This window comes from Gammaproteobacteria bacterium (genome assembly GCA_040183005.1).
Lineage (GTDB): Bacteria > Pseudomonadota > Gammaproteobacteria.
This window is the reverse complement of record JAMPIW010000007.1, coordinates 1,815,945-1,837,965: the sequence shown is the minus strand read 5'-3', so window position 1 is coordinate 1,837,965 and position 22,021 is coordinate 1,815,945. Positions and strand designations below refer to the sequence as shown.

Annotated in this window: 20 protein-coding genes, 2 tRNA genes and 1 pseudogene; 2 read left to right on the top strand and 21 right to left on the bottom strand. The window is 56.2% G+C overall.

The window, feature by feature from the left end:
- The first annotated feature begins 6 nt into the window (after positions 1–6).
- The gene (purD, locus tag M3A44_14675; GenBank protein MEQ6342848.1) at positions 7–1,293 is read left to right on the top strand and encodes a phosphoribosylamine--glycine ligase; all 1,287 of its coding nucleotides are present in this window, start codon (positions 7–9) and stop codon (positions 1,291–1,293) included.
- Positions 1,290–1,847 (top strand): L-threonylcarbamoyladenylate synthase, encoded by a 558-nt coding sequence (locus M3A44_14670; GenBank protein ID MEQ6342847.1) that lies wholly within the window; start codon positions 1,290–1,292, stop codon positions 1,845–1,847. The genes purD and M3A44_14670 overlap by 4 nt, the downstream gene beginning before the upstream one ends.
- A gap of 255 nt (positions 1,848–2,102) precedes the next feature.
- On the opposite strand, the gene M3A44_14665 is transcribed toward M3A44_14670, so the two are convergent.
- From M3A44_14665 to M3A44_14565, 21 genes and pseudogenes are all read right to left on the bottom strand, one after another.
- Positions 2,103–2,810: a M48 family metallopeptidase gene (locus M3A44_14665; GenBank protein ID MEQ6342846.1), complete on the bottom strand. Its 708-nt coding sequence runs from the start codon at positions 2,808–2,810 to the stop codon at positions 2,103–2,105.
- A 3-nt stretch (positions 2,811–2,813) separates the two neighbouring features.
- A complete protein-coding gene (locus tag M3A44_14660) occupies positions 2,814–4,133 on the bottom strand; it encodes a hypothetical protein (GenBank protein ID MEQ6342845.1) in 1,320 nt (439 codons plus the stop codon).
- 85 nt (positions 4,134–4,218) lie between these two features.
- Positions 4,219–4,758, bottom strand: coding sequence for a DUF1566 domain-containing protein (locus M3A44_14655; GenBank protein ID MEQ6342844.1), 540 nt, complete (start codon positions 4,756–4,758; stop codon positions 4,219–4,221).
- Positions 4,759–4,836: 78 nt separating this feature from the next.
- Positions 4,837–5,319 (bottom strand): cytochrome C, encoded by a 483-nt coding sequence (locus tag M3A44_14650; protein ID MEQ6342843.1) that lies wholly within the window; start codon positions 5,317–5,319, stop codon positions 4,837–4,839.
- 12 nt (positions 5,320–5,331) lie between these two features.
- Positions 5,332–6,348, bottom strand: a complete 1,017-nt coding sequence (locus M3A44_14645) for a metallophosphoesterase (GenBank protein MEQ6342842.1) — start codon at positions 6,346–6,348, stop codon at positions 5,332–5,334.
- 226 nt (positions 6,349–6,574) lie between these two features.
- Positions 6,575–7,258 (bottom strand): acireductone synthase, encoded by a 684-nt coding sequence (mtnC, locus tag M3A44_14640; protein MEQ6342841.1) that lies wholly within the window; start codon positions 7,256–7,258, stop codon positions 6,575–6,577.
- A gap of 205 nt (positions 7,259–7,463) precedes the next feature.
- Positions 7,464–7,784: a hypothetical protein gene (locus M3A44_14635; protein ID MEQ6342840.1), complete on the bottom strand. Its 321-nt coding sequence runs from the start codon at positions 7,782–7,784 to the stop codon at positions 7,464–7,466.
- 233 nt (positions 7,785–8,017) lie between these two features.
- A tRNA-Met gene (locus M3A44_14630) sits at positions 8,018–8,094 on the bottom strand.
- Between the two features lie 252 nt (positions 8,095–8,346).
- Positions 8,347–11,883, bottom strand: coding sequence for a DUF748 domain-containing protein (locus tag M3A44_14625; GenBank protein MEQ6342839.1), 3,537 nt, complete (start codon positions 11,881–11,883; stop codon positions 8,347–8,349).
- Between the two features lie 160 nt (positions 11,884–12,043).
- Positions 12,044–12,382 (bottom strand): hypothetical protein, encoded by a 339-nt coding sequence (locus tag M3A44_14620; GenBank protein ID MEQ6342838.1) that lies wholly within the window; start codon positions 12,380–12,382, stop codon positions 12,044–12,046.
- A 174-nt stretch (positions 12,383–12,556) separates the two neighbouring features.
- Positions 12,557–12,688, bottom strand: a pseudogene (locus M3A44_14615) (transposase).
- A gap of 16 nt (positions 12,689–12,704) precedes the next feature.
- Positions 12,705–15,020, bottom strand: coding sequence for a S8 family peptidase (locus M3A44_14610; protein MEQ6342837.1), 2,316 nt, complete (start codon positions 15,018–15,020; stop codon positions 12,705–12,707).
- Positions 14,992–16,023 (bottom strand): ATP-binding protein, encoded by a 1,032-nt coding sequence (locus M3A44_14605; protein MEQ6342836.1) that lies wholly within the window; start codon positions 16,021–16,023, stop codon positions 14,992–14,994. Before M3A44_14605 ends, M3A44_14610 begins: the two co-directional genes overlap by 29 nt.
- Before the next feature lie 67 nt (positions 16,024–16,090).
- Positions 16,091–17,371: a DUF2130 domain-containing protein gene (locus M3A44_14600; protein ID MEQ6342835.1), complete on the bottom strand. Its 1,281-nt coding sequence runs from the start codon at positions 17,369–17,371 to the stop codon at positions 16,091–16,093.
- A complete protein-coding gene (locus M3A44_14595; protein ID MEQ6342834.1) occupies positions 17,368–17,721 on the bottom strand; it encodes a DUF86 domain-containing protein in 354 nt (117 codons plus the stop codon). Before M3A44_14595 ends, M3A44_14600 begins: the two co-directional genes overlap by 4 nt.
- Positions 17,714–18,004 carry a nucleotidyltransferase family protein gene (locus M3A44_14590; GenBank protein MEQ6342833.1) on the bottom strand — a complete coding sequence of 97 codons (291 nt, stop codon included), beginning with the start codon at positions 18,002–18,004 and terminating at the stop codon, positions 17,714–17,716. Before M3A44_14590 ends, M3A44_14595 begins: the two co-directional genes overlap by 8 nt.
- 420 nt (positions 18,005–18,424) lie before the next feature.
- Positions 18,425–19,516 carry a redox-regulated ATPase YchF gene (gene ychF, locus M3A44_14585; protein MEQ6342832.1) on the bottom strand — a complete coding sequence of 364 codons (1,092 nt, stop codon included), beginning with the start codon at positions 19,514–19,516 and terminating at the stop codon, positions 18,425–18,427.
- Between the two features lie 61 nt (positions 19,517–19,577).
- Complete coding sequence (gene pth / locus M3A44_14580) at positions 19,578–20,162, bottom strand: aminoacyl-tRNA hydrolase (protein MEQ6342831.1); 585 nt, start codon at positions 20,160–20,162, stop codon at positions 19,578–19,580.
- A gap of 73 nt (positions 20,163–20,235) precedes the next feature.
- Positions 20,236–20,862: a 50S ribosomal protein L25/general stress protein Ctc gene (locus M3A44_14575; GenBank protein MEQ6342830.1), complete on the bottom strand. Its 627-nt coding sequence runs from the start codon at positions 20,860–20,862 to the stop codon at positions 20,236–20,238.
- A gap of 93 nt (positions 20,863–20,955) precedes the next feature.
- Positions 20,956–21,906: a ribose-phosphate diphosphokinase gene (locus M3A44_14570; protein ID MEQ6342829.1), complete on the bottom strand. Its 951-nt coding sequence runs from the start codon at positions 21,904–21,906 to the stop codon at positions 20,956–20,958.
- 31 nt (positions 21,907–21,937) lie between these two features.
- Positions 21,938–22,012 (bottom strand) — tRNA-Gln (locus M3A44_14565).
- Positions 22,013–22,021: the final 9 nt, after the last annotated feature.

Below are 22,021 nucleotides of genomic sequence, written 5' to 3'. Positions count from 1 at the left end.
GGGATAATGAATGTTTTAATCATTGGTAACGGCGGGCGTGAGCACGCGCTGGCGTGGAAGGCGGCGCAGTCCGCTGGAGTGGAACATGTGTGTGTCGCACCCGGCAATGCGGGCACGGCGCGCGAGCCGAAGGTGCAGAATGTGGCGATTGCGGTGGATGACATTGCAGGGTTGTTGGCCTTTGCGCGGGACAATAGCATTGGGTTGACCATTGTAGGCCCCGAGGTGCCGCTGGTGTTGGGGGTGGTGGACGCCTTCCGCGCTGCGGGACTGCGCTGCTTCGGACCAACGCAGCAGGCCGCGCAGCTGGAGGGCTCCAAGGCATTCGCCAAGGACTTCATGGCGCGCCATGGCATCCCCACGGCAGCCTATGGCAAATTCACCGATGTGACGGAGGCCATTGCCTATATCCACCAGCTAGGCGCCCCTTTGGTGGTCAAGGCCGATGGGCTGGCCGCGGGCAAAGGGGTGATCATCGCCCAGACCACCGCGCAGGCCATCGATGCGGTGCGCGATATGCTGGCCGGCAATGCCTTTGGCGCGGCGGGCCATCGGGTGGTGATCGAGGAATATTTGCGGGGCGAGGAAGCCAGCTTTATAGTCATGGTGGACGGCGAGCACATCCTGCCACTTGCCACCTCGCAGGATCACAAGGCGCGCGACAATGGCGATCACGGCCCCAACACGGGTGGTATGGGCGCCTATTCCCCTGCCCCAGTAGTGACGCCGGAAATCCACGCACGCATCATGCGCGAGGTGATTGAGCCCACGGTGCGTGGCATGGCGCAGGAAGGTACGCCCTATACCGGCTTTCTCTATGCCGGCGTGATGATTGCCCCCGATGGCACTCCCAAAACACTGGAGTTTAATTGCCGCTTTGGCGACCCGGAGACCCAGCCGGTGATGATGCGTTTGCGCTCGGATCTGGTGGCATTGTGCGAGGCGGCGCTCGATGGGCGTCTGGATCAGGTGCAGGCTGAATGGGACCCGCGCCCCGCGCTGGGCGTGGTGCTGGCGGCGGGCGGTTACCCGGATGCCTACCGCAAGGGTGATGTGATCTTCGGCCTGAACAAAAAAGAGCCGGACGGCAGCAAGATCTTCTACGCCGGTGCTACGCTAAAGGATGGTGATGTCATCACGGCCGGGGGGCGGGTGTTGTGCGTCTGCGCGCTTGGCGACAGCGTCTCCGAGGCCCAGACGCGCGCGTATAACCTTGTGAAGCAGGTCTCCTGGAAGGACATGTATTACCGTACCGATATAGGTTATCGCGCTATGGTGCGCGAGAAACTTTGAGTTTTTGGCGTCTTAAACAAGCTGCCCGTGAACTGCGCAAGGGCGGGGTCATCGCCTATCCCACCGAGGCGGTGTACGGGCTGGGGTGTGATCCGCTCAATGCGCAAGCGGTGCTGCGTCTGCTGAGGCTGAAGAATCGCCCCATGGAAAAGGGGTTGATCCTGATCGCCAGCGACTTCCAGCAACTCACGCCGTTTGTTTGCCCGCTTGATCCAGCCATCATGGACAAAATAAGCCGCACCTGGCCTGGCCCCGTCACCTGGCTGCTGCCCGCCACACCCGAAACCCCGGCCTGGCTGCGCGGCGCACACGACACCCTCGCGGTGCGTGTCACCGACCACCCGCAGGCAGCGGCGCTGTGCAGGGCGTTCGGTGGCGCTATTGTCTCCACGAGCGCCAATCCGGGTGGGCGCAAACCCGCGCGCAACGCCTTGCAGGTGCGTGGCTATTTCGGCGATTCCATTGATTGCATCCTGTCCGGCGCGATAGGCCCTCGGAGAAATCCCAGCGAGATCCGCGATGCCGCAACCGGTAAGATTGTCAGGCCCGGGTAGTTCTACTGTGTCACAAAGCGCTGAAGGGCGCATTGCGGCGTTAAAATCGGACTCAAAATGCTCATTTACTCCGTGTAAACTCCGCTTTTTCGCCCGATTTTGCCTTGCACTGCATCCCTTGATCACTTTGTGACACAGTAGAAGTAGATGGGCTGTTCCCTGTCCGCCTCAAATGTAGGGTGCGTCGCGCGCACCAATTCATTTGCCGGACCCATGATGCGCGCGGCGCATCCTACGTGAAGGATGATTGGCCGTTTACTCCACCCATCCTGGCACATGGCGCCGGGCTGTGCGCAGTTCGGCGTCGAGGGCTTTGTAGCCGGGTTCTTTTTTTTCCACCAGTGCCCAAAACTTCGGTGAATGATTGAGCTGAATGGTGTGGCACAGTTCATGGACGAGCACACAACGCACCAGGGGTGCGGGCAGGAATAGCAGCTTGTAGTTGAGATTGATGTTTTTTTGGCGGGAGCAGCTTCCCCATCGGGTCTTTTGTCCTCGGATGCGCACCTGACGAAAGGGTAGAGCGGTTTCATGGCTGATCTGCTCCAGCCAGGGCCGCAGGTGCGTTTGGCCTTTGCGTGCCAGCCACAGCCTCAGCACGGACTTGCACAATGAGGTATTGTCCACAGCACCGCGCACGATTAGCCGCGCACCATCACTTTGCGACAATGTTACGCGGCGTGAATCAATGGCCTTGTATTCAACCTGCCAGACCTCATCTATTGCTTGCATGGCAATGATATCGGGAAGGGTGTCGTGAGCGCTCTGGCCGAGCCATTGCCGTTGTTCATTGACCCGCTGCAGGGTCTTGTTAATCCATGCCTGTTTCCCGTGCACCAGGGCTGGAATGCGCCGGTGATCAAAGCCGCGCGGCACCACCACCTCCACCTGCCCCAGCGGCGAAATCTTCAGGCAGACGCGCCTTGCCTTGGCACTTTCCCGAATAGAGTAAGCGTTAACCATTGCCTAGCGTGAATGCCTGATCTTCGGCCAATAGGTGTCGACGTTGAACGACGGACTATGGGCTGGGGTGTGGCATTGCGCGCACATCTTTTCGCGCGGCCAATCGGCGTTTCCTACAGGCTTCGTGCCACTTGATGCAACGTGCGCCTGGGCAGGGCCGTGACAGGACTCGCACTGCACATTGCTCAGATTGCCGGTAGTGTCGTCGTCGATGAAGCCGCCGGGCTTGTTGAACCCCACGGTGTGACAGACGATGCAGTTGGGATCAAACGCCTTGTTGACCCGGCGCAGTGTGCCATAGGCATGGGCGTGACGGCTGGCGTGCCAGGTCTTGTGCTGCTCGGCATGGCAGCTTTGGCAGGCCTGCGCTCCGGCATATGGGCTTTCACCGGCCTGTTGGGCCTTGGTGATCTTTACGCTTTTTTGGTAATCCGCCTCGACCTGGGCGTTATATTGCTTGTACCAGGCCTTCAAGCGCGGCGCATCGGGGATAGTTTTGGGCAGCGGGATGATCTTATGCTTCCATGACTGGATTGCCCCCGCGCTGTCCAGCGCGATGTCGAGTCGTCCCAGGCGCATGCCGCGCGACCCCGGTTGCAACACCAGGGTGTTGTCCACCTTTTTCGGCTCGCTGTATTTTTCGTAGGCGGAGCGGATCAGCAGGATGTCCACCTGCTGCAACGGCAACAGGCGGCGCGCGTCATCCAGCGTCAACGTGGTGGCCAGCACCGTGAGCGCACCGCTTTGTTTAGCGTGTTGCAGGGCTTGGGTCAGCGCTGCACCGTCGCTGCCCGGCGCTGTCATTGTGTGTGCTCCTCCCATCTGCTGGAGAGGCGACTCGCGGGGGTCGATCCAGCTAAAAAAGGCCAGTGTCCTGCCGTTGCGTGTGATGTCCCGTTCAGTCTGGAAGGTGGCATCACTCCAGTTGCTCGCCACCCACGGTAGCGTATCATTTTTGATGAAATCGGTGCCGTAGGCGAGATCCGTCCATTGCACACCAATGGCGTCATAATTGAGCGTCTTGACGCCCTTGAGGATATACTCCCCCGTGAGCCGGTCATGCACCGACTCGCTGCGCAAGAAACCGCCGGATGAGACCAGGAACAGGCCAGGCTTTTCCTTGCGTAAGCGATCAATCATGGTGGCTTGGCGCCGGATTCCGCCGAAATCCCCCTCCAGGCTGCACCCGCAGGGCTCCAGCTCGCCATCGAGATTGCTGGTGTAGATGAGGGTGATGCCGTTACTCCCCGCTGCATGGGCCTGACTGCTGAGCAGCAGCGTGAATGCCAGTCCGAAGAAGATAGCCATGAGGCTTTTTTTCATGATGTTCCCGCTACCCAAGAGTGAGGCACCTATCAGCCAGTCACTCTATTATCGGGGTTAACGGCAGGGGAGGGAAGGGAGGAGGTTAGTGTTGTGTACCTTTGCCGCCACGCACCAAGCGAACGAAGCGTGCTTCCCCTTTGTCACCGGGGGTTGCGCCCTCCGGGCCGAAGCTCAGGATATAGGCGTCATTGTCAAAGCCCTTGCGCGGCGTGGCGGACCAGAACGGGGCGGCAGGGGTGGCCGGGAAGAGCGTCAGGTTGATGCGGGGATCAGTGCATTGCCGTTCCGCGATCATGGCCAATTCGGGGATATGGGGGACACGCCAGTCGCTATGCTTTGCATAGCCCCCCTTTTTATTGAGTTGATTGGCCGCATCCAAGGCGCCCTGCCAGGTATAGCCGCCCGGCGTGCCCTTGCATGTTGCGCCATCCCAGCTTTGATTCAGTGCGCAACGCATCCAGGTCAGGCCCGATTGGCTATCGGTTAGCGTGCCGTCGCCATTATCCTTGAAGCGCTCGGTGGGCGTGGACATGGGGCGGGACCCGGTATCGCAGGTGTAACTCCAGGCTGGCGCAGCGCAAGCCATTGCCGCGTACAGGAAGAAGAGGTGTTTTGCCCCCATAGTTCGACTCCTTGGTATTCATTCTGCAAGATAAAGGCCGCCTCCTGTGTGAAGTGGGCGGCCTCTGGTTTAGTAGGCTTATGGGTAGCCCGCGCCGCTGCGCACTTCGACCGACGGATGCTGCCTGGTGTTTTCGCCTGGTTTGAGCTTGAAGCCACGGTGCATGTAGAAGGAATAGGCCTCCAGTGCCTTCATTTCCTTGCTGTTGGCGTCCAGTGCCTGCCCTTCCAGCGGCACCTGAATGCACCAGTTGATCATGTCGCGCAGCGGAATCACCTGTCCCAGATTGGCCTGCCACTTGGGGAAGGTGTGGGGATTGGACGCCGCCGCATCCGGGTGGCAATTGGCGCAGGCCAGCCCGTTCTTGCCGAGCTTGGCGCTATGCCACAGGTCATCGCCCTCTTTTACGGTCGCCATAAGGTCTTTGTACTGGGCTGCCAGCTCGTCCTGGGTAAACGGCTTTCTGGCCTGCGCGGGCTCGATGGTAAAAATGGCAAAGGAAACGATAGCAACAGTGATGCCGGTGAACGCGAATAAACGGCCTTTGGTGTTTGATTTCATTGACATGCCTCCTTAAAGTTTGACGCCTTTCTTGACGCCTTCCGGCAGAAGATCCGCCCACGCATCATAATGCAGAGCACCGCTGAACTCCTTTTCCAGGTCAATGTATTGCGTACCCAAGCCGTCCAGGATGTCGCCTGGATCGACGCGATTCATCTTGATATCGGGGAAGGGCAGTTCGACGCCAGGGTAGGGCCAGGGCCAGGAGGTAGACAGGGTGCCCACGGAGGATAGGTTGCCTATCCGGTTATACACAACCTGATGCACATGACCGTGGAATGCCATCACCCGCTCGAAGCCGGAAAGGATCTCGCGGATTTGCGGCGCGTCCTCGGTTTGGAAGTTCCAACGCGGGTAATAATCCCACAACGGCGAATGAGTGAAGACAACTACCGGGGTATCGGGCTTGAGTTTTTTGACGTCTTTCTTTAACCATTCAAGCTGCTCTTCACGGACGCCCCACAGGCCGCAATGATGGCACTCCAGCTCTTCCATGAAGCCCATTCTTTCATCCGGCGTCAGACCCTTCATCGTCCAGAAATCGCGCACCAGAATAGAGTTCATGCCGATAAAGTGCACCCCTTTGTGATCGAAGGACCACGTCGGACTGCCGAACATGTCACGCCATGCCTGCCCCATGTCCAGATACCAGTCGTGTTCGCCGGGGATAACCTTGAGTGGCACTTTTAGCTTGGAAAGTATCCGCTTGCCCTTTTCCAGCTCGGTACGCTTGCCTGATTGGCCGATGTCGCCGAGATAGACGACAAAATCCGGCAGGGGATTCATGTTGTTGACGTCATCGACTGCTTTTTTCAGAATGCCGTCGAACTTGTGATCAGGGATGTCGTAGAGATGCGCATCGGTCAGAATCGCAAACCGGAACGGTGTAAGCCGACTGTTACCCGCAGCCTCCGCTACCTGCACCATGCCAAAGGAAACCCCGGCGGCACTGGCTACCAGGGTCGCCAGCCCCGCCTTGCCCGTGATGCCCAGGAATTCCCTTCTGTTCATTTTGCTGAAATCAGTCATTGCAGTGCTCCTCCTCTATGCTGTGGTGTGTAAATCCGTTTTCGGCATCTTTGAGCTTAAACTTTAGTCTTGGTCTTAATCTAAATAAATCTATTTTCGTTAGGTGGCAATGTCAACATAAGTCTATCTTGAGAATAGATGATGGCGAAAAAAAGACTTCGGAAAGCCGCTGCATATTCTGCCCATCCCGAACCCACACATATGGTGGTGAGTTTGACTATACGCCTTATTTATCAGCGGTCAACAAGCTGTCAAAATCCGCGACCTGCCGATGCTCAGCAGTCGTATCCAGGGCGCCTTCGCGCACCAGCCACACCGTCTGCATTCCCGCCGTATGAGCAGCATCGAGCTCTTCCTTGATGTCGGAGAGGAACAGGATTTCGCTGGGATCGGTATTCATGGCCTCAGCAATAGTGAGATAGGCATTTGCCTCTCGTTTGCCACCCGTAGTGGTGTCGAAATACCCGGAAAATAGTGGCGTCAGGTCGCCGTATTCGGTGTGTGCGAAAAGCAGTTTTTGTGCATGAACGGAGCCGGAGGAGTAGACGCAAAGCCGTATGCCCTGCCCGTGCCACGCTTTGAGATTGCGCACGGCATCTTCATAGACATGGCCCTTGAAGGCACCGCGCTGGTAGCCGTCTTCCCAGATCATCCCCTGCAGCGCCTTGAGGGGGGTAATCTTTTTGTCTTCATCAATCCAGCGGATGAGCTGCTCGATGACCTGGTGGTCGCTGAGGTCACGCTCCACAATTTGTTTTACGTCGTTCAGCAGCTTGCGCACTGCCGCATCATGCGCATGATCGCGCACAAAATCCGCCATGCGTTCCCTGGCATAGGGGAAAAGTATATCTTTTACGAAGGACAGCGAGGAGGTGGTGCCTTCGATATCGGTGAGGATAGCTTTGATCACGTGTGATTCCTGAGCTTCATGATGACGGATACGGATTTTTTCGGAAATGATGTTACATACGCTCAACGAGAAGGTGCGATCCACGAAAAACACGAAAGGCACGAAAAAATTTAGCAGTACAATCCGTTCGTGGATGGCGCATAACGTTGCGCATAAGCCGCGAGCGGTAGCGAGTCGGATTTGATGCGCTTGTTAGCTGCCATATTCAGTGTGCTACCTCTGTCGTAGGGGCATTTTCGACGTCAAGCCGTGCTTCACAACCAAAAATGAACCCACCGTCATTCTCTCTAACCCAGTAGTTTCCAACTGCTCTTGGATCTGAAGCAAACATAGTTTTCTTTCTTTTAATTAATCGCTTAATGATTATTTTCATTTCCTTAGGCATTTCATCCAATGTTTTTACAAGCTCTGATTCATAGTGATTTTCATTATTCCAAGCGTCCAAAACTACGGCATTCCATGCAGTTATAACTATCTTAATTGCGGTTTCGAGTTCATCTTTTGTATGATGATTTGGCAAATTCATGATCAATTCTTTGCCGAACTCGAGGATTGTTTGCGATATTTTCGTCGTTGGAATCATTATCTAAATTATTTCAATATGTTCAGTGCGCCATTTTGGCAGCTAACATCACTTAGGAATATAGTCTTTTAGTAAGCAAGTGTATGCAATGCCCATGGAAAAAGAAATCTCCGCTCTATGGGAATGATGGTAAATATTTGAAGGTGGGGTGTTCCGGACTATCCCGGGAAAGTCTGTGGTGGCTACGGGTGGACTCGAACCACCGACCTCAGCATTATGAGTGCCGCGCTCTAACCAGCTGAGCTACGTAGCCATTTTATCAAACGGGAATTTACAAGCAGCAAGCCTCAGGTAACCATGAGCCAAGCACTAGCGGGCGGAAATTATAACCTCTTTTCCTGCGTCTGCCCACCCAAGTTTGGTAATTTTCTAAATACTTTACCTTGGATCAAACATTGAACCGCGCCTTCCCTGCCGCAGACCATGCCACGTGTGGGTTCTGGTTTTGACGGAGTCCAACCAAAGCTCTCTTGCTGCACGATCCGAGAGGAATGCGAGGGACGGGTTACTTGAGTGAGAAATCGACGCGGCTTTGTTTCGCCTTGTCCTTGCTGGCGTCCTTGCCCTCTTCAGCCTGCAATCTGGACGCAACCACAAAGAGCTGTTGCGGGACCACTTGGCCAGTCCTGAGCAGGTATTCCTTCACCGCATTAGCGCGTTCGTTGGCAAGTTGCCGCAAATCGTCGTCCGTGATGATGGTATTGGCCAGCATCAGCTTTTCCATCTCGGGCACAGGCAGATCCTTGAGTAGCCCAATGAAGGTGCGTGGCTTGGGGAATTTCTCCCGCTTGTAGGCCTCTTTCAGGTACTTCGGATATTCCTGAGATTCGACAGTAATTTCTTCTGCCGAACCGGCGGGGATGCCCTGCTCGACGAGAGTCCGGAGCTTGGCCGCTTTGACCTTCTGCTCCATCTGATAGTTGCGCAGACCTTCCTTGTCGAGTTCCGGGTCGGCACGACCGGCGATATCGAGATCAAGAGCAGGGCGTTCGTTCAAGGCTTTGGCGAGCGTGTTCAGCTTGTTCTCCATGGCCGGGGCAATGGCGTGGCGGCCATAATCGAACTCAAGATAACTCAGCTCTTCGCCGCCGCCAAACAGCGATCCCAGCAGTGCAAACGGCGAGGTTACGACCTTCACAACGAAATTCACGATCATCTTGATGACAATTCCGCCAATGCTGAAGTCAGGATCATCCAGCGTGCCGCTGATGGGGAGGTTGACATCTATGTTGCCGTTGCGGTCCTTGAGCAGCGCAACGACGAGCAACACGGGCAGCTTGGTAGCGGTGGGACTGTCGATTTTTTCGCCGAAGGTCAGTTGTTCGAGCAGGAGTTTGTTCTGTGCCTCCAGTTTGCGGTTTTCGACATGGTACTTGATATCAAGGGAGAGCTTGCCCTTGTCGATGCCGTAACCGGCGTACTTGCCTGAGTAAGGGGTCAGCGGCGAAAGCTCAAATCCTTTTACATTGGCCTGCAGGTCGAGAAACAGTTCTTTCGCCAGCGGATTGATCGTGCCCTTGATCTCCAGCGGTGCGGCGCCGTCGACTTCGCTGCGCAGATCTACATCTGCGAGTATGCTTGCCTGCGACGACAGGCCTGTCACCCGCCCACCGAACTTGGTCAGATTCGCCGAGTAATTGGGTTTGATGAAGCGGTCGGAAAAGTTGATGCGGCCGCCTTGCAGGGTGACTGCACCGATTCGCACCGGGTTCTCGCCATCGGCGGATGGCTGCGCCGGTGGCGGCGGTTCCTGCGACTGCTTTTCTTCCTTGACGAGTATGTTTTGCAGGTTGAACCTGCCGTCGGGATTGACGATTACGCGCGAATAAAAATCCGACAGCGCGACTTCCTTTATGTCGAGCCGGAACGGGTTATACGAGCCGTTAATCCCGCCCACATGGAGCGAGTCCCATTCCAGGAAGTCCTCCGCATTCACTTTGTCGACTGAGTGCAGATGGCTGATATCCGCCTCCCCCACCCATAACACTTTATGGGTGTCGCCCGACACGGGTTCTATATTCACTCTGCCGTTAACCGCCGCCTCGCCGCGGGTAAGAATTATGTTCACCTTGTCGGTGAAATACGGCTGCAGCGCGACGAGATTGATGCCGTTGGCACGCAGGCGCAGCTTTGTCGAAAAGGGGCCGAACTGGAGCGGGCCGCTGGCCGCTAGCGAACCGCCGCCGCGCAGTTTCGTTCGCAGCGAAACGGTCGCCCGGCTGCGTGGAAACGTCGCAAAGTCCTCGATGGCCAGATTCAGTGGGCTTGCCGTCAGCGTCACCGGCCCTGCCGCGGCCTGGTCATCGAATTTGAGGGTGTAGCCGGTGAGTTCGGCTTTCTTCACCGCGATTTGCCATGCGGCATCTTGTCTCTCAGGCTTTTTGGTCTGCTGCGGGCCGCCTTGCGCGAGCTTGGAGAGGTTGAGCGAACCGTTTTTGGCCCGGCTAATGAGCAACCGCCCGTCGCGGCTGGAGATGGCGCCTGCGGAGAGCGTATGCTGGGTGAAGTCGATGTCCACGCCCTCGATCGAGAGCGCGGGAATGGTGAGGAAATCGCGCCGCTCGTTCTTGATGCCAAGGCGCAAGGCGCTTGCCGTCATCGCCAGTTCCGTCAGGCGCAGCGCCGCGCCGTTTTTGGTTTGCGCAAAGCTATACCGTGATGAGGCGCCGAGCATCCCCTCGTGCACGGCAACCGGCGATGCTGAGTCGTAGTAAGGCGCGTAGCGTAGAAGATCCAGCCCGTCCAGCGAGATTTTGCCCTGTGCGGATAATGGAGCCAGTGTGATATCGCCGTGATGTTCCAGGGATTCGCCGCCATCTGTCTTTAGTGTGGCATCGAGTGTGGCGGCCTGCCCCGGCCGATTGCCGAGCTTGGCGGCCTTGATTTCGATGTCCTGCAAGGTGGCGTGGAATGGCTGCCGGAGGGCAAGGTCGGAAAAATGTACTGTTCCGTTTGTTATCGAGGCCTGGTCTACCGCATAGCGGAATTCGCTACTGTTATTCTCGCGACTTGCAGCCTTGGTGTCAGCGGGTAACAGCGATGCCAGATTGAAGGAGCCGCTCTTGGTGCGGCTCAAATAAAGCTCGGGCGACTCAAAACCCACCTTAGTGATGTTTGCTTGCCTGGCGATGATGTCGAGGTCGGCGATATGGAAAGTCAGCCGGGCAAGCTTGAACAACTCGGCGCCATCTCTCTCTTTCAGTTCCACGCCGTCAAGCGCGGCCTGTCCAGACACACGGATGCTGTTCGGCTGATTCTCCTTCATGCTGAACAGCACCTTGAGATCAGTGTTCAGTGTCGCGGAAGTTGCTTTGACTGGAATCTCGAACGGGACATACTCAAGGTACTCGGGCAGATGAAGATCCTTGATCGTGACTTCGAGGATGCTGTCGCGCGTTTTCTCAAAAGGTTTGCTCTTTGCCGCGAGTGTCACGGGATGGTCGTCAACCCGTGCGGAAAACGCTGGCTCGACATAGATATCCGCATAGTCCGGGAAATTGGAGATATAGGGGAGGGCGAGTTTCACATCGCTAACACGGTGGCGGCCGCTCTTGGGGCGATCCTCAAAGTCGATCTGGCCACCGCTGATCTGGATGTTGCTGATGGCAAACCGTGTCGGCGACTCCAATGGCTTGAGCAACTCTGCAATGATGTCCGAGATGTTATAGCGGGCGCCTTCGTAGCGTATGAGCTTGATGTGGGGTCCGGTAAGTTTCAGTTCGCGGATGATCATGCTCCGGCGCAACACGGATGTTATGTCGAGATTGACCAGCGCCTCGTCGAGCGTAACAGCCGGACTTTTTCCATCCGGCTCGCTGAGCGACACGCCGCTTGCCGTCAGTGTCAGCGTGTAGGGATTTAAGGTGATGTCTGAAATGACGAGCCGACGCTGAAATTTCTCGTAGACCAGGTCAGCAGCGATTTTTTTGATTAGCGGTGGGGTGGCGAGAAAGCCCGCAATGCTGAAAAGCACCAGCAGGCCGACCAGCCACAGTATGACTTTTCGGCCAGAAATCTTGGTAGCAAAAGCGGGCGGGCGCATTATTGTTCGGCCTCGATGCGTGAGAGAGGCGTTTGAGCTAATTATTCTCCAATCCGATGTAAAACACCAGCCGCTGGCGAGGGACGGGAACCACGTTACGCCATTTCTTCGCGGCTCAGCGGCCGGTCGATGGCGACGAATTCGTAGTATTGGTATTCGCTTATGGTGACTTCTGTTTTTCCCCTACGGCGCGGAAGGCGGAGTCATCCCCCATATGAATGTAAAAATGGCCACACAGTTCGTTGTTTTCGATCTCGGCGAAACCTCTCCCACTCGTCTCATCACCTTCCTCGGAGCCGCTCCATGTGAATTCGACGCGATTAGTGTTGACGCGGTAATCCATTTCGCCCTGCACCAAGCCGAATTGGAAATTTCCGATGCCGTTTTTCCCAAAGGTGATATGCCCTGGTATTTCCATATCCACGTAATCCTGATCCCAGGTCTCCATCCACACGATGCGCCATGTGCCGATGAAGGGATTTTTCTTGCGTGAAGTCATTTGGAAATCTCCTTTTTTCTCGGTACAGGCTGGCCGTGACTCTTCGGTGCTCTTTTCAGAATCCCTCGACAGAATGCGTGGTTCCAGTTTGGGCCGTGCATCCTTGCTTATCCAGGCGTAGGTGCGAATTTATTCGCATTGCTTATGAACCAAAACGTGCGAATAAATTCGCACCTACAACCATATTGCGTCCCAAAGCGGATAATCCCCGATATTTTCTGCCAATCCAGCGCGTAGCGGGTTGGCAACGATATACCGCGCAATGCCCTGTATATCTTCCTCTTTGCGCGCGGCGTGATCGCAAAACGCCTCATGAGCCCTCTTACACACGGACACGCGCCCGTTCGCGCGCCTGCAACTGCGCACGGATTTGTGTATAGAGCCGCGCCTCTTCGTTTTCGCGGTCGCTCATGCGGATCACCAAGGCATAGGGTTCTTCTTCAAGCGTAAACGGCGGGATGCCCCATGCATGATCGTTGCGGGTCACCGCAACAAATAATTTTTTCGTGCGGGACCGCTTGATTGCCCATGTGGATGCCTGTACTGTCCCGTAGGCGCGCTTCTGGGCGCCGTAGCTTGTCTTGTTGCAGTTGATTTCCTTGATGCTTTCAACTTCATCGACTGTTGCCTTGTCGAAAGCGGCCACGGCATCTTCAAGAGTCCCCGCTTCCACTAGCCGGAACTGGAAACGGCTGGCCTTGTAATCGAGGCGCGTTGTCCGGACCGGTGGGCAGTGTGCGAGCGCAACGGTGATTTCACGCCTTCGGCTTTTCTTGCCGCTGTTGTAGAAGCTCTCTGGAACCGGCACTTCGTAGAAGTGATGATGCTTGTCGATGAGGGCCGATTCAGCAATCAAAATTACCTGCTCCTCAGTGGACCGGAACAGATTGGAAACATCAACCATTCCGTAACCGACGACTTGCGCCAGCTGGTCTTCCTCACCACCGAAAAGATCATGGCTAGCGGTAGGTATCCTTCCGTTCGCAATCAGCAACGCGCGGAGAAGATTCATGCTGGCATTGGGGACTTCCGCCAACAATCGAGCGGCAGCATGGGCGACATGAGGGGCTGCGAAGCTTGTGCCCGCTCTCTCAGAAAGCAAATGTCCATCTGCGAAATCTTTTCCAGTGGACAATTCTCCCAGCCACCGATTCGACACATTTCCACCACGGGGATCAATGGCCTGGTTTCCGCCATAGGCCACCAACTCCGGCTTTATGGCCCCTTTTACGGAACAACCACAACGGGTAAACGATGATGGCTGATCTCTTTGGGCAATCGGGTTTTCCGGCAAGTCGTTTTGCCAGCGCCATGCCTTGGCGCCCCGATCCCAGCGGGCAAGGCTCCCAACGGTAAGCACGTTTAACGCTGGAGCCGGATCGACCAGTCTGGCTTCGTCTCGAAAGAGGTAACGCGGATATTCGGTTTTCAACCACTCGACAGGTACATCCCGGAAGTTTCCCGTCGGTACGACGAAGAGTACATCCAATTCACGCGCAAGGCGGTCCAGAGTGTACGCGAGACCACCAACCCGACCTCCAAGGTATGGTTTGTTCAAGTTGCCGTAGGAAAGGTTGAAGACACGGCAGCCATAGTTCTCGTGGAAATACCTTACCGCTTCATCCACGATGTTCTCGATGAAACGCGCGTCGGATTCGGCTTTGTGATCGAGCACGCGTCCACTCAATAGGCGCAACTGTGGGATGAATTCCTTAGCCTGGGCACAAGCTTCGACATCTCCATAGAGTGCGATACCCGCTACGATAGTTCCATGACCGTCATCATCATGGGACGCCTTGTCTGGGAGCAGAAAGCCCTGTGCATCGCCCAGCGCCGGGGCAAGCAACGGGTGGCCTTCGGCGATGCCACTATCGAGTACCGCCACAAATGGGGCGTTAGCCAGTGGCGCAGATTGCGTGACCTCCTGAATATCGAGATGCATGACGCCAAGTTCCAACCCCAACCGAGGTGGCAAGTCAGCAGCGCGAACATCGCGGTGTCTCAATAACGCCTCGGCCTGTTCACGTGACGTTTTCAGGCGATAGGCAACCAAGTCTTCCGCGTTGATGCGATCCAGTATTACGGCTCCCTCTTTCACCAGCCAGGCATTGAAGGCTGTTGTCATTGCCTCGCGTTCGTCGCGTCGCCCAAGAGGCCACAACTCCACATCGAGGATGAAAGGTTCCTGAGTCGGTAGCCCATCACGCCTCAAGGCCCAGCCCATACGATCTTCCGGCGTCCAGTGGTCGAACGCTTCCAGTGCATAGAGGATGTTGGCGTACTTGGGTGTCTTACCATCGGCAAGTTGGCTAAGCCTGGCCTCAAATTCATCAAGTGCGGCCTTGTCGGCGAAGGCAAGCGCGTAGCCGCCATCTTCTTGGCTTACAACCTCAACGCCGGGGAATGCTTGCTCAATTTGCTCTGGTGGTAGCGCGCCGACCTTCAATTTGAAAAGCGGACGGTTGTCAAAACCTCCGATGTCTTTACCAGCCTCCTCAATTGAGGTCGCAAGGCTCTTTTGGAGTTTGCGCGCATGTGCAGGCAAGTCTACTGGCCTCGAAAAACGGGGAGGTTGTCCGGGTCGCTTCTGTTTGACGGGTTGCTCCCGCTCAATCCGCAGATGAGGATATACGTCCATGCTCTGTCATTCCCCCTTCCAATTTTTTTATTCTGGCGACTTCTCGTTCCCGTGCTTTTGTGAGATGACGTAGCTGGAGAAACTCCTGTCCCTTGAGAATCATGTCTTTTATGGCGCGGCGTAGAATGCGTTCAACATCCGCGTGTGGCATACTTGAAAACAGCGTCAGAACTTGTTCATTATCCACTTCGAAGTCGCGCCGAACGCCGCGTAACTTGATATTGAGTAGCTGTGTCAGTTCTTCCCGATTTGGCGGCGAGAAGACCAGCACTTCCTCAAAGCGGCGCCAAATAGCTGAGTCGAGAATGCCTTCATGGTTTGTTGCTGCGATGATTAGACTCTTGCCTTGGTAGGCGTCCAGCATTTGCAGCACTGCGTTGACCACGCGCTTAAGTTCCCCGTGCTCGCTGGCATCCGCCCGTTCCTTGCCAAGGGCGTCGAATTCGTCGAACAACGCTACCGTCGGGACAGATTCGATGAAATCGAAAACCTTGCGCAGGTTTGCGGCAGTTTCGCCGAGATAGGACGAAACCACGCTGTCCAGGCGAATAAGTGCGAGAGGGCGATCCAGTTCCGTTGCAATAACTTCGCCTGTCAGTGTCTTGCCGCACCCCGGTGGCCCGCAAAACAGCACCCTGTCGGCAGGGCGTAGCCCGTAGCTCCTCAGTACATCGCCACGATGATGCTGTTCCAAAAGTTCTTCGATTGCCTGTCGCCCCTCTTGGGACAGCACGACTTCATCCAACCTGCGCGTCGGCTCCCGTAGTGTAAGAAGGGGCAGGCCCCGTTCCTGATCAGTCGGGATGCGCTCTTTTAGACCGTGCCGTAACGGTTGAGCCTGATAAATGTCCCCATGAAGAATGCGTTCTAGGTCATTTGCCAATAGGTGATGCTGCTTTTGACGCTCTTCCTGGATAATGGATTCTGAGGCGTCTTTGAAAGCCGCGAGGTCGCCGCTGGCTCCCGCCCGGATCAATTGCCTTAATATCTTTCCGCTCGCCATAATACCCCCCAATTTTCGTAATTCTACCCTATTCGCAGTCTCATTAGATGAGCTTTATGTTCTAATGCTATAAGGTTCCTCCATCTTCAAGTGCCGGGAACTCCAGTCCCTCAATCTCCTGCAAAGACTTCCCCGCAATCCCCTGCAAGTCCCCATACATGCCCACCGTTGCGCCCATCACGCGCATAATCTGTTCTTCGCGTTTGGCCCATTGTTTCATGATGGCTTTTCTTTCCTTGTCGAGGTCTTCCTGCATGGTGGAAAACGCTTCGACGATGGCTTCCACGCGCTGGCGGAAGCGTGGGCCGGTGAGGTACTGGTAGACCATTTCTGTTTTGGTCTGCTGGCCTTCGGTGGTCTGCCGCGCAAGGGCAAGTTCCAGCAATGACTGGCGCAAGATCATGGCTACCGGCAATGCGGCGCGGGGATGAGTTACCCAGACGCCTTCTACCATTTCAAAGGTTTCAACGCCTTTTGGCAATGTGTGACTCACGATCACGGCGATTTCTGCCTTGGCGGTGCGCTGATCACCGCGAAGCTTTATCAGCCAGGCGTCGCTCCAGTTTTTGGTGCGTTTGAACTCCCACAAAATGGTGCCGCCGTGCTGGCCGCCTGAGCTGACAACACGGTGCAGCACATCGCCGCCATATTCGCCTTTGGGTACAGGCTCAATGGCATCGAAAGGGAATTTGGCGCGCAGCAGGTTTTCAAGTTCCAGCTCTTGCACTTCGCCCTGTAGTTGTTGTGAGCCCTGCTCGGCTCGGCGCTTGAGGTCCTCAATCTGTTTCTGCATCGCGGCAATGGTCTGCTCTTTTTCCATTACTTTGAGTTTTTGTTCGTCCTCGGCTTCCTTTTTGGCTTGTTGGCGGGTGGCGTCGAGTCCTTCCTGCACGCGCTTTGCAACGGTGAGTTCCAGCTCACGCTTGGCATCGTCCAGTTCGCGCTGTTTTTTGATCAGATCGGCCTGCGCCTTCTGTGCCTCCGCAAGCTTTTCTTCACGGCTTTTCAGCACTTCTTGCAGGTCAGCCACTTCACGGGTTTTCTGTTCGAGGTCTGTTGCTGCGGCTTGTTTGGCTTTTTTGGCTTCCTCAGCTGCTATTCGGGTACGATCCTTTTTCAGTTGCTCTTCAACCTGATTGGCCACTTGTTCATCAAGTTTGTTTTTGGCGTCAGCCAGCTGCTTTTCCTTCTCACGCATGGCCTGTTCGCGCGTGGCAATATCGCTGTCTTTCTGTGCCAGTTGCTGCTCAAACTGCCTGCGAGTGGATTCAATCAGCGGCGCAGCCAGCGATTCGGTGAGTTTGATTTCCGTTTTGCAGTTCGGGCAGGTGATGGTGGGTTCTGTCATGCCAGTTTTTTCCTGAGCGCGATCAAATGAGGGAGCAAGGTGGGAATGTCGCTACAGATGATGCTCCACAGCGTGTCGTTGTCGATGCCGAGATAGCCATGGATCAGCCGGTTGCGGGTGGCAATGATGAGCCGCCATGGTATTTGCGGATTAGCTTGGCGAACGGTATCTGGAATATGGGTGGCCGCCTCGCCGATTAGCTCCAGGTTGCGCACAGCAGCGTCGTAATTAAGCCCGCTGGCGACGAAGCCGTCTTGATCCAAGCCCTGGGTGTAGGCAACGACCTTCTCGGCAAAGCCGATCATGTCATCAAGGTAAAACCGCCATTCGCGCTGCGTGGCATCAGACATGCACTGCCTCCTTTTCAATAAATGGACGCAGCTCCGCACGCAGGGCCTTTTCGGTCACTAAGTCGATCGGGCAGCCGAACAGGTCTTCGAGATAGAACTGGACGCCGAAGTAGCGTTCAGATGTGGCCGGTCCGTCGAACGCGACCAAGATGTCGATGTCGCTATCGTTCCGCGCGGTGTCGCGTGCGGTGGAGCCGAACAGGGCAAGGTGCGTCACCCCGTATCGGGTCGCCAATATTGGTTTGCTCTGGGTGAGCAGCTCAAGGACGCGTGATCGGTTCATTGCAGCCTCCATAAGGATGTCGGTATTCTTTAAGTCCTACTGTGTCACAAAGCGCTGAAGGGTGCATTGCGGCGTTAAAATCGGACTCAAAATACTCATTTACTCCGTGTAAACCCCGCTTTTTCGCCCGATTTTGCCTTGCACTGCATCCCTTGATCACTCTGTGCCACAGTAGGATTAGTTGTTTTTCCAGTTCATCAATCAGATTATCACGCTTAGCTTGAATTTCGTCCTGCCTTTGTAACAACTCTCGATGCTTTCGGCCGCACCAAAAGGAAAAGCCCGCCGCCATCCCCCAAAAGTAGGGGGCGGACGTCGGGCTTCGCGGTTCTGATCTTGGTGTCGATCAGGGTGTCATGTGGCATAAGGGGAGCCTGCTAACTCAATACCCCGTATTTACTGGACGTTGAAACGAAAGTTTCAAACATTAAACCTGAAATGCATGACATCGCCATCCTGCACGACATAGTCCTTGCCTTCCAGGCGCCACTTGCCGGCCTCTTTGGCGCCTTGCTCGCCCTTGCCGGCGATAAAGTCGGCATAGGCGATCACTTCGGCGCGGATGAAGCCTTTTTCAAAGTCGGTGTGGATCACGGCCGCTGATTGGGGTGCGGTTGCGCCGATGGAGATGGTCCAGGCGCGCACTTCTTTTACCCCGGCGGTGAAATAGGTCTGCAGGCCGAGCAACTGGTAGCCAGCGCGGATCACGCGGTTCAGGCCCGGCTCATCCAGTCCCATATCCGCAAGGAAATCTCCCTTTTCGGCGTCGGAGAGTTCGGCAATCTCGGACTCTATGGCGGCGCATACCGGCACCACGGTGGAGCCTTCCTGTGCTGCGAAGGCGCGTACCTGTTCGAGATAGGGGTTGTTCGCAAAACCGGTCTCCGCGACATTGGCGATGTACATGGTCGGTTTCACGGTGAGCAGATGCAAGTCGCGCAGCAGCCGTTGCTGATCCGCATCCAGCCCGAGCGAGCGTATTGGTTTGGCCTCATTGAGGCAGGCGAGCACTTTCTCCAGCACGGTCTTTTGCGCCACGGCCTCTTTGTCGCCGCCCTTGGCGGCTTTGGCGCAGCGGAACAGTGCCTTTTCCGCCGTTTCCATGTCGGCCAGCGCCAGCTCGGTGTTGATCACTTCGATATCGCTGAGCGGATCAACCTTTCCCGCCACATGCACCACGTCGCTGCTTTCAAAACAGCGCACCACATGAGCGATGGCCTGGGTTTCACGGATGTTGGCGAGAAATTTGTTGCCCAGCCCTTCACCCTTGGAGGCGCCGGCCACCAAGCCCGCAATGTCCACGAATTCCATGGTGGTGGGCAGTACACGCTGCGGTTTAACAATGGCCGCCAGTGCGTCGAGGCGCGGATCCGGCATCGCCACCACGCCGACGTTTGGCTCGATGGTGCAGAAAGGATAGTTTTCCGCCGCAATGCCCGCGCTGGTCAACGCATTAAAGAGGGTGGACTTGCCTACATTGGGCAGACCGACAATGCCGCATTTGAAACCCATAAGTTTTCCTTTAAGCCATAATGAGCACGGAAGGGTCGCTGAAAATTAAAAAATCTCTGATTTATTCAGCAGCTGATTTGCTATGCAACTGGTTCATTGCCCGCTGCGCTTCGCCACATAACAGTTCCGGCATCACGGCCAGAGCGGCGTCGATGGCTGAGTCGATCTGCTGCCGGTCCGCCAGTGAGGGACGCTGCAGTACATAGTCGATGACCTGTTCCTTGCTGCCGGGATGGCCAATGCCAATGCGCAGGCGCATAAAATTAGCGCCTAACCGGGCGATAAGATCGCGCAGGCCGTTGTGCCCGCCATGCCCGCCCCCTTGCTTGAGGCGCGCCACGCCCGGTGGCAGATCAAGCTCGTCATGCACGACCAGGATATTTTCGGCAGGTATTTTGTAAAAGCCCGCCAGGGCAGCCACTGATTGCCCACTACGATTCATGAAGGTAGCAGGTTTGAGCAGCCAGCAATCACGGCCCGCCAGGGAAACCTTGCATACGTCCCCCTGAAATTTGGATTCGGGCCTGAAAGCGCCGCCCTGGCGGGCCAGTGCGTCAACAAACCAGAAGCCGGCGTTGTGCCGTGTCTGCTCGTAATTGCCGCCAGGGTTGCCCAGGCCGACAATCAGATCAACAGGCGCTGACAACGCCGTTCTTTCCGACGCACATGGACGTGCTAGTGTCGGGGCTATGCAACAGCACTCTGCCTCGCTTGATACATTAACCTGCGGCAGGTGTCGCGGCTGCAGCAGCTTCTTCCACGCTGCCACGCGGCACATGGATGGAGGCTACTGGCAGATCATGCTCTGCGCCGTGAGTCAGTGCAACGACTTCCACGCCCGTTGACAGCTTGAGATCGGACAGGTGCACTGCCTCGTTCACGTGCAGGCCCTGTAGGTCAACTTCAATGAATTCCGGCAGGTCCTTGGGCAGGCAGGTGATTTCCACGTCATTCATGAGGTGGGCAACAATACCGCCACTCTGTTTCACGCCGGGCGCGATGTCGGCATTGATAAAGTGCAAGGGGACGTGCATGCGGATTTTTTCGTTTTCGTTAATACGCAGGAAGTCCATGTGCATGACGCGCGGCTTACTGGGATGCCTTTGCACATCTTTGAGCACGGCGCGCTCTGTCTGTCCATCCAGGTTGATGGTCAAAACATGAGAATAAAACGCCTCGTGTGCCAGGCTCTTGAGAACCTCGTTATGGTTGAGGTTGATATAGGTGGCATTTTTGTCCGCGCCATACAGTACGGCGGGTACCTTGTTATCATGACGCAGGCGGCGGCTCGCACCTTTCCCCAAGTCGTGACGCGCTTCGGCGACCAGTTCAAAATTGATGCTCATAGTGTTTCTCCACAGTTGCTGAAAACACCCTCCCTTGCGACCAGGGAAGGCAAGGTGCGGGGATGGATTAACCGCCCCCGCTATAACTTAAAATTAATCCATATAAAGCGAACTGACCGATTCTTCTGCGCTGATGCGGCGCATAGTCTCGGCGAGCATGGTGGCGACGCTCATCTGACGGATCTTGCGGCACGCACGGGCTTCGGGCTTGAGCGGGATGGTGTCGGTGACTACCATCTCATCCAGCACGGAGTTCTCGATATTTTCCAGTGCGCGCCCTGACAATACCGGATGCGTGCAATAGGCCACCACTTTTGTGGCGCCGTGCTCTTTGAGCGCTAGCGCGGCCTGACACAGCGTACCCGCGGTATCCACCAGATCATCAATCAACACGCAGGTGCGGCCCTCCACCTCGCCGATGATGTGCATCACCTTGGCCTCGTTGGGGCGCGGGCGGCGCTTGTCGATAATCGCCAGCTCCGCTTCCAGGTGTTTGGCCATGGCGCGTGCCCTGACTACGCCGCCGACGTCGGGCGATACCACCATCAGGTTCGGGTGTTCCTGGCGCCAGATGTCGCCAAGCAGTATCGGCGAGGCGTATACGTTATCCACCGGCAGATCAAAAAAGCCCTGGATCTGGTCGGCGTGGAGGTCGATGGTCAGTACCCGGTTCACCCCGACGCTGCTGATCATGTTTGCCACCACCTTGGCGGTGATCGGCACACGCGCCGAACGGGGGCGCCGGTCTTGCCGCGAGTACCCGAAATAGGGGATCACTGCCGTGACCCGGTACGCCGAGGCGCGCCGCATGGCGTCGGCCATCACCAACAACTCCATCAGGTTGTCGTTGGTCGGTGCACAGGTCGGCTGGACGATGAATACATCCTTGCCGCGCACGTGCTCCATGATCTCGACCATGATCTCGCCATCACTGAAGCGGCCCACGTTGGCTTTGCCCAAGGGCATGTTCAGGTGGCTGACAACATCCTCCGCCAGGCGTGGATTGGCGTTGCCGGTGAAGACCATCATCCTGCTGTCGGTCACAGTAGGCCCTCTCGCAACATTAAAGCATGTATGGCTGGGGTGCCAGGATTCGAACCTGGGAATGCCGGGATCAAAACCCGGTGCCTTACCGCTTGGCGACACCCCAATAATTAGT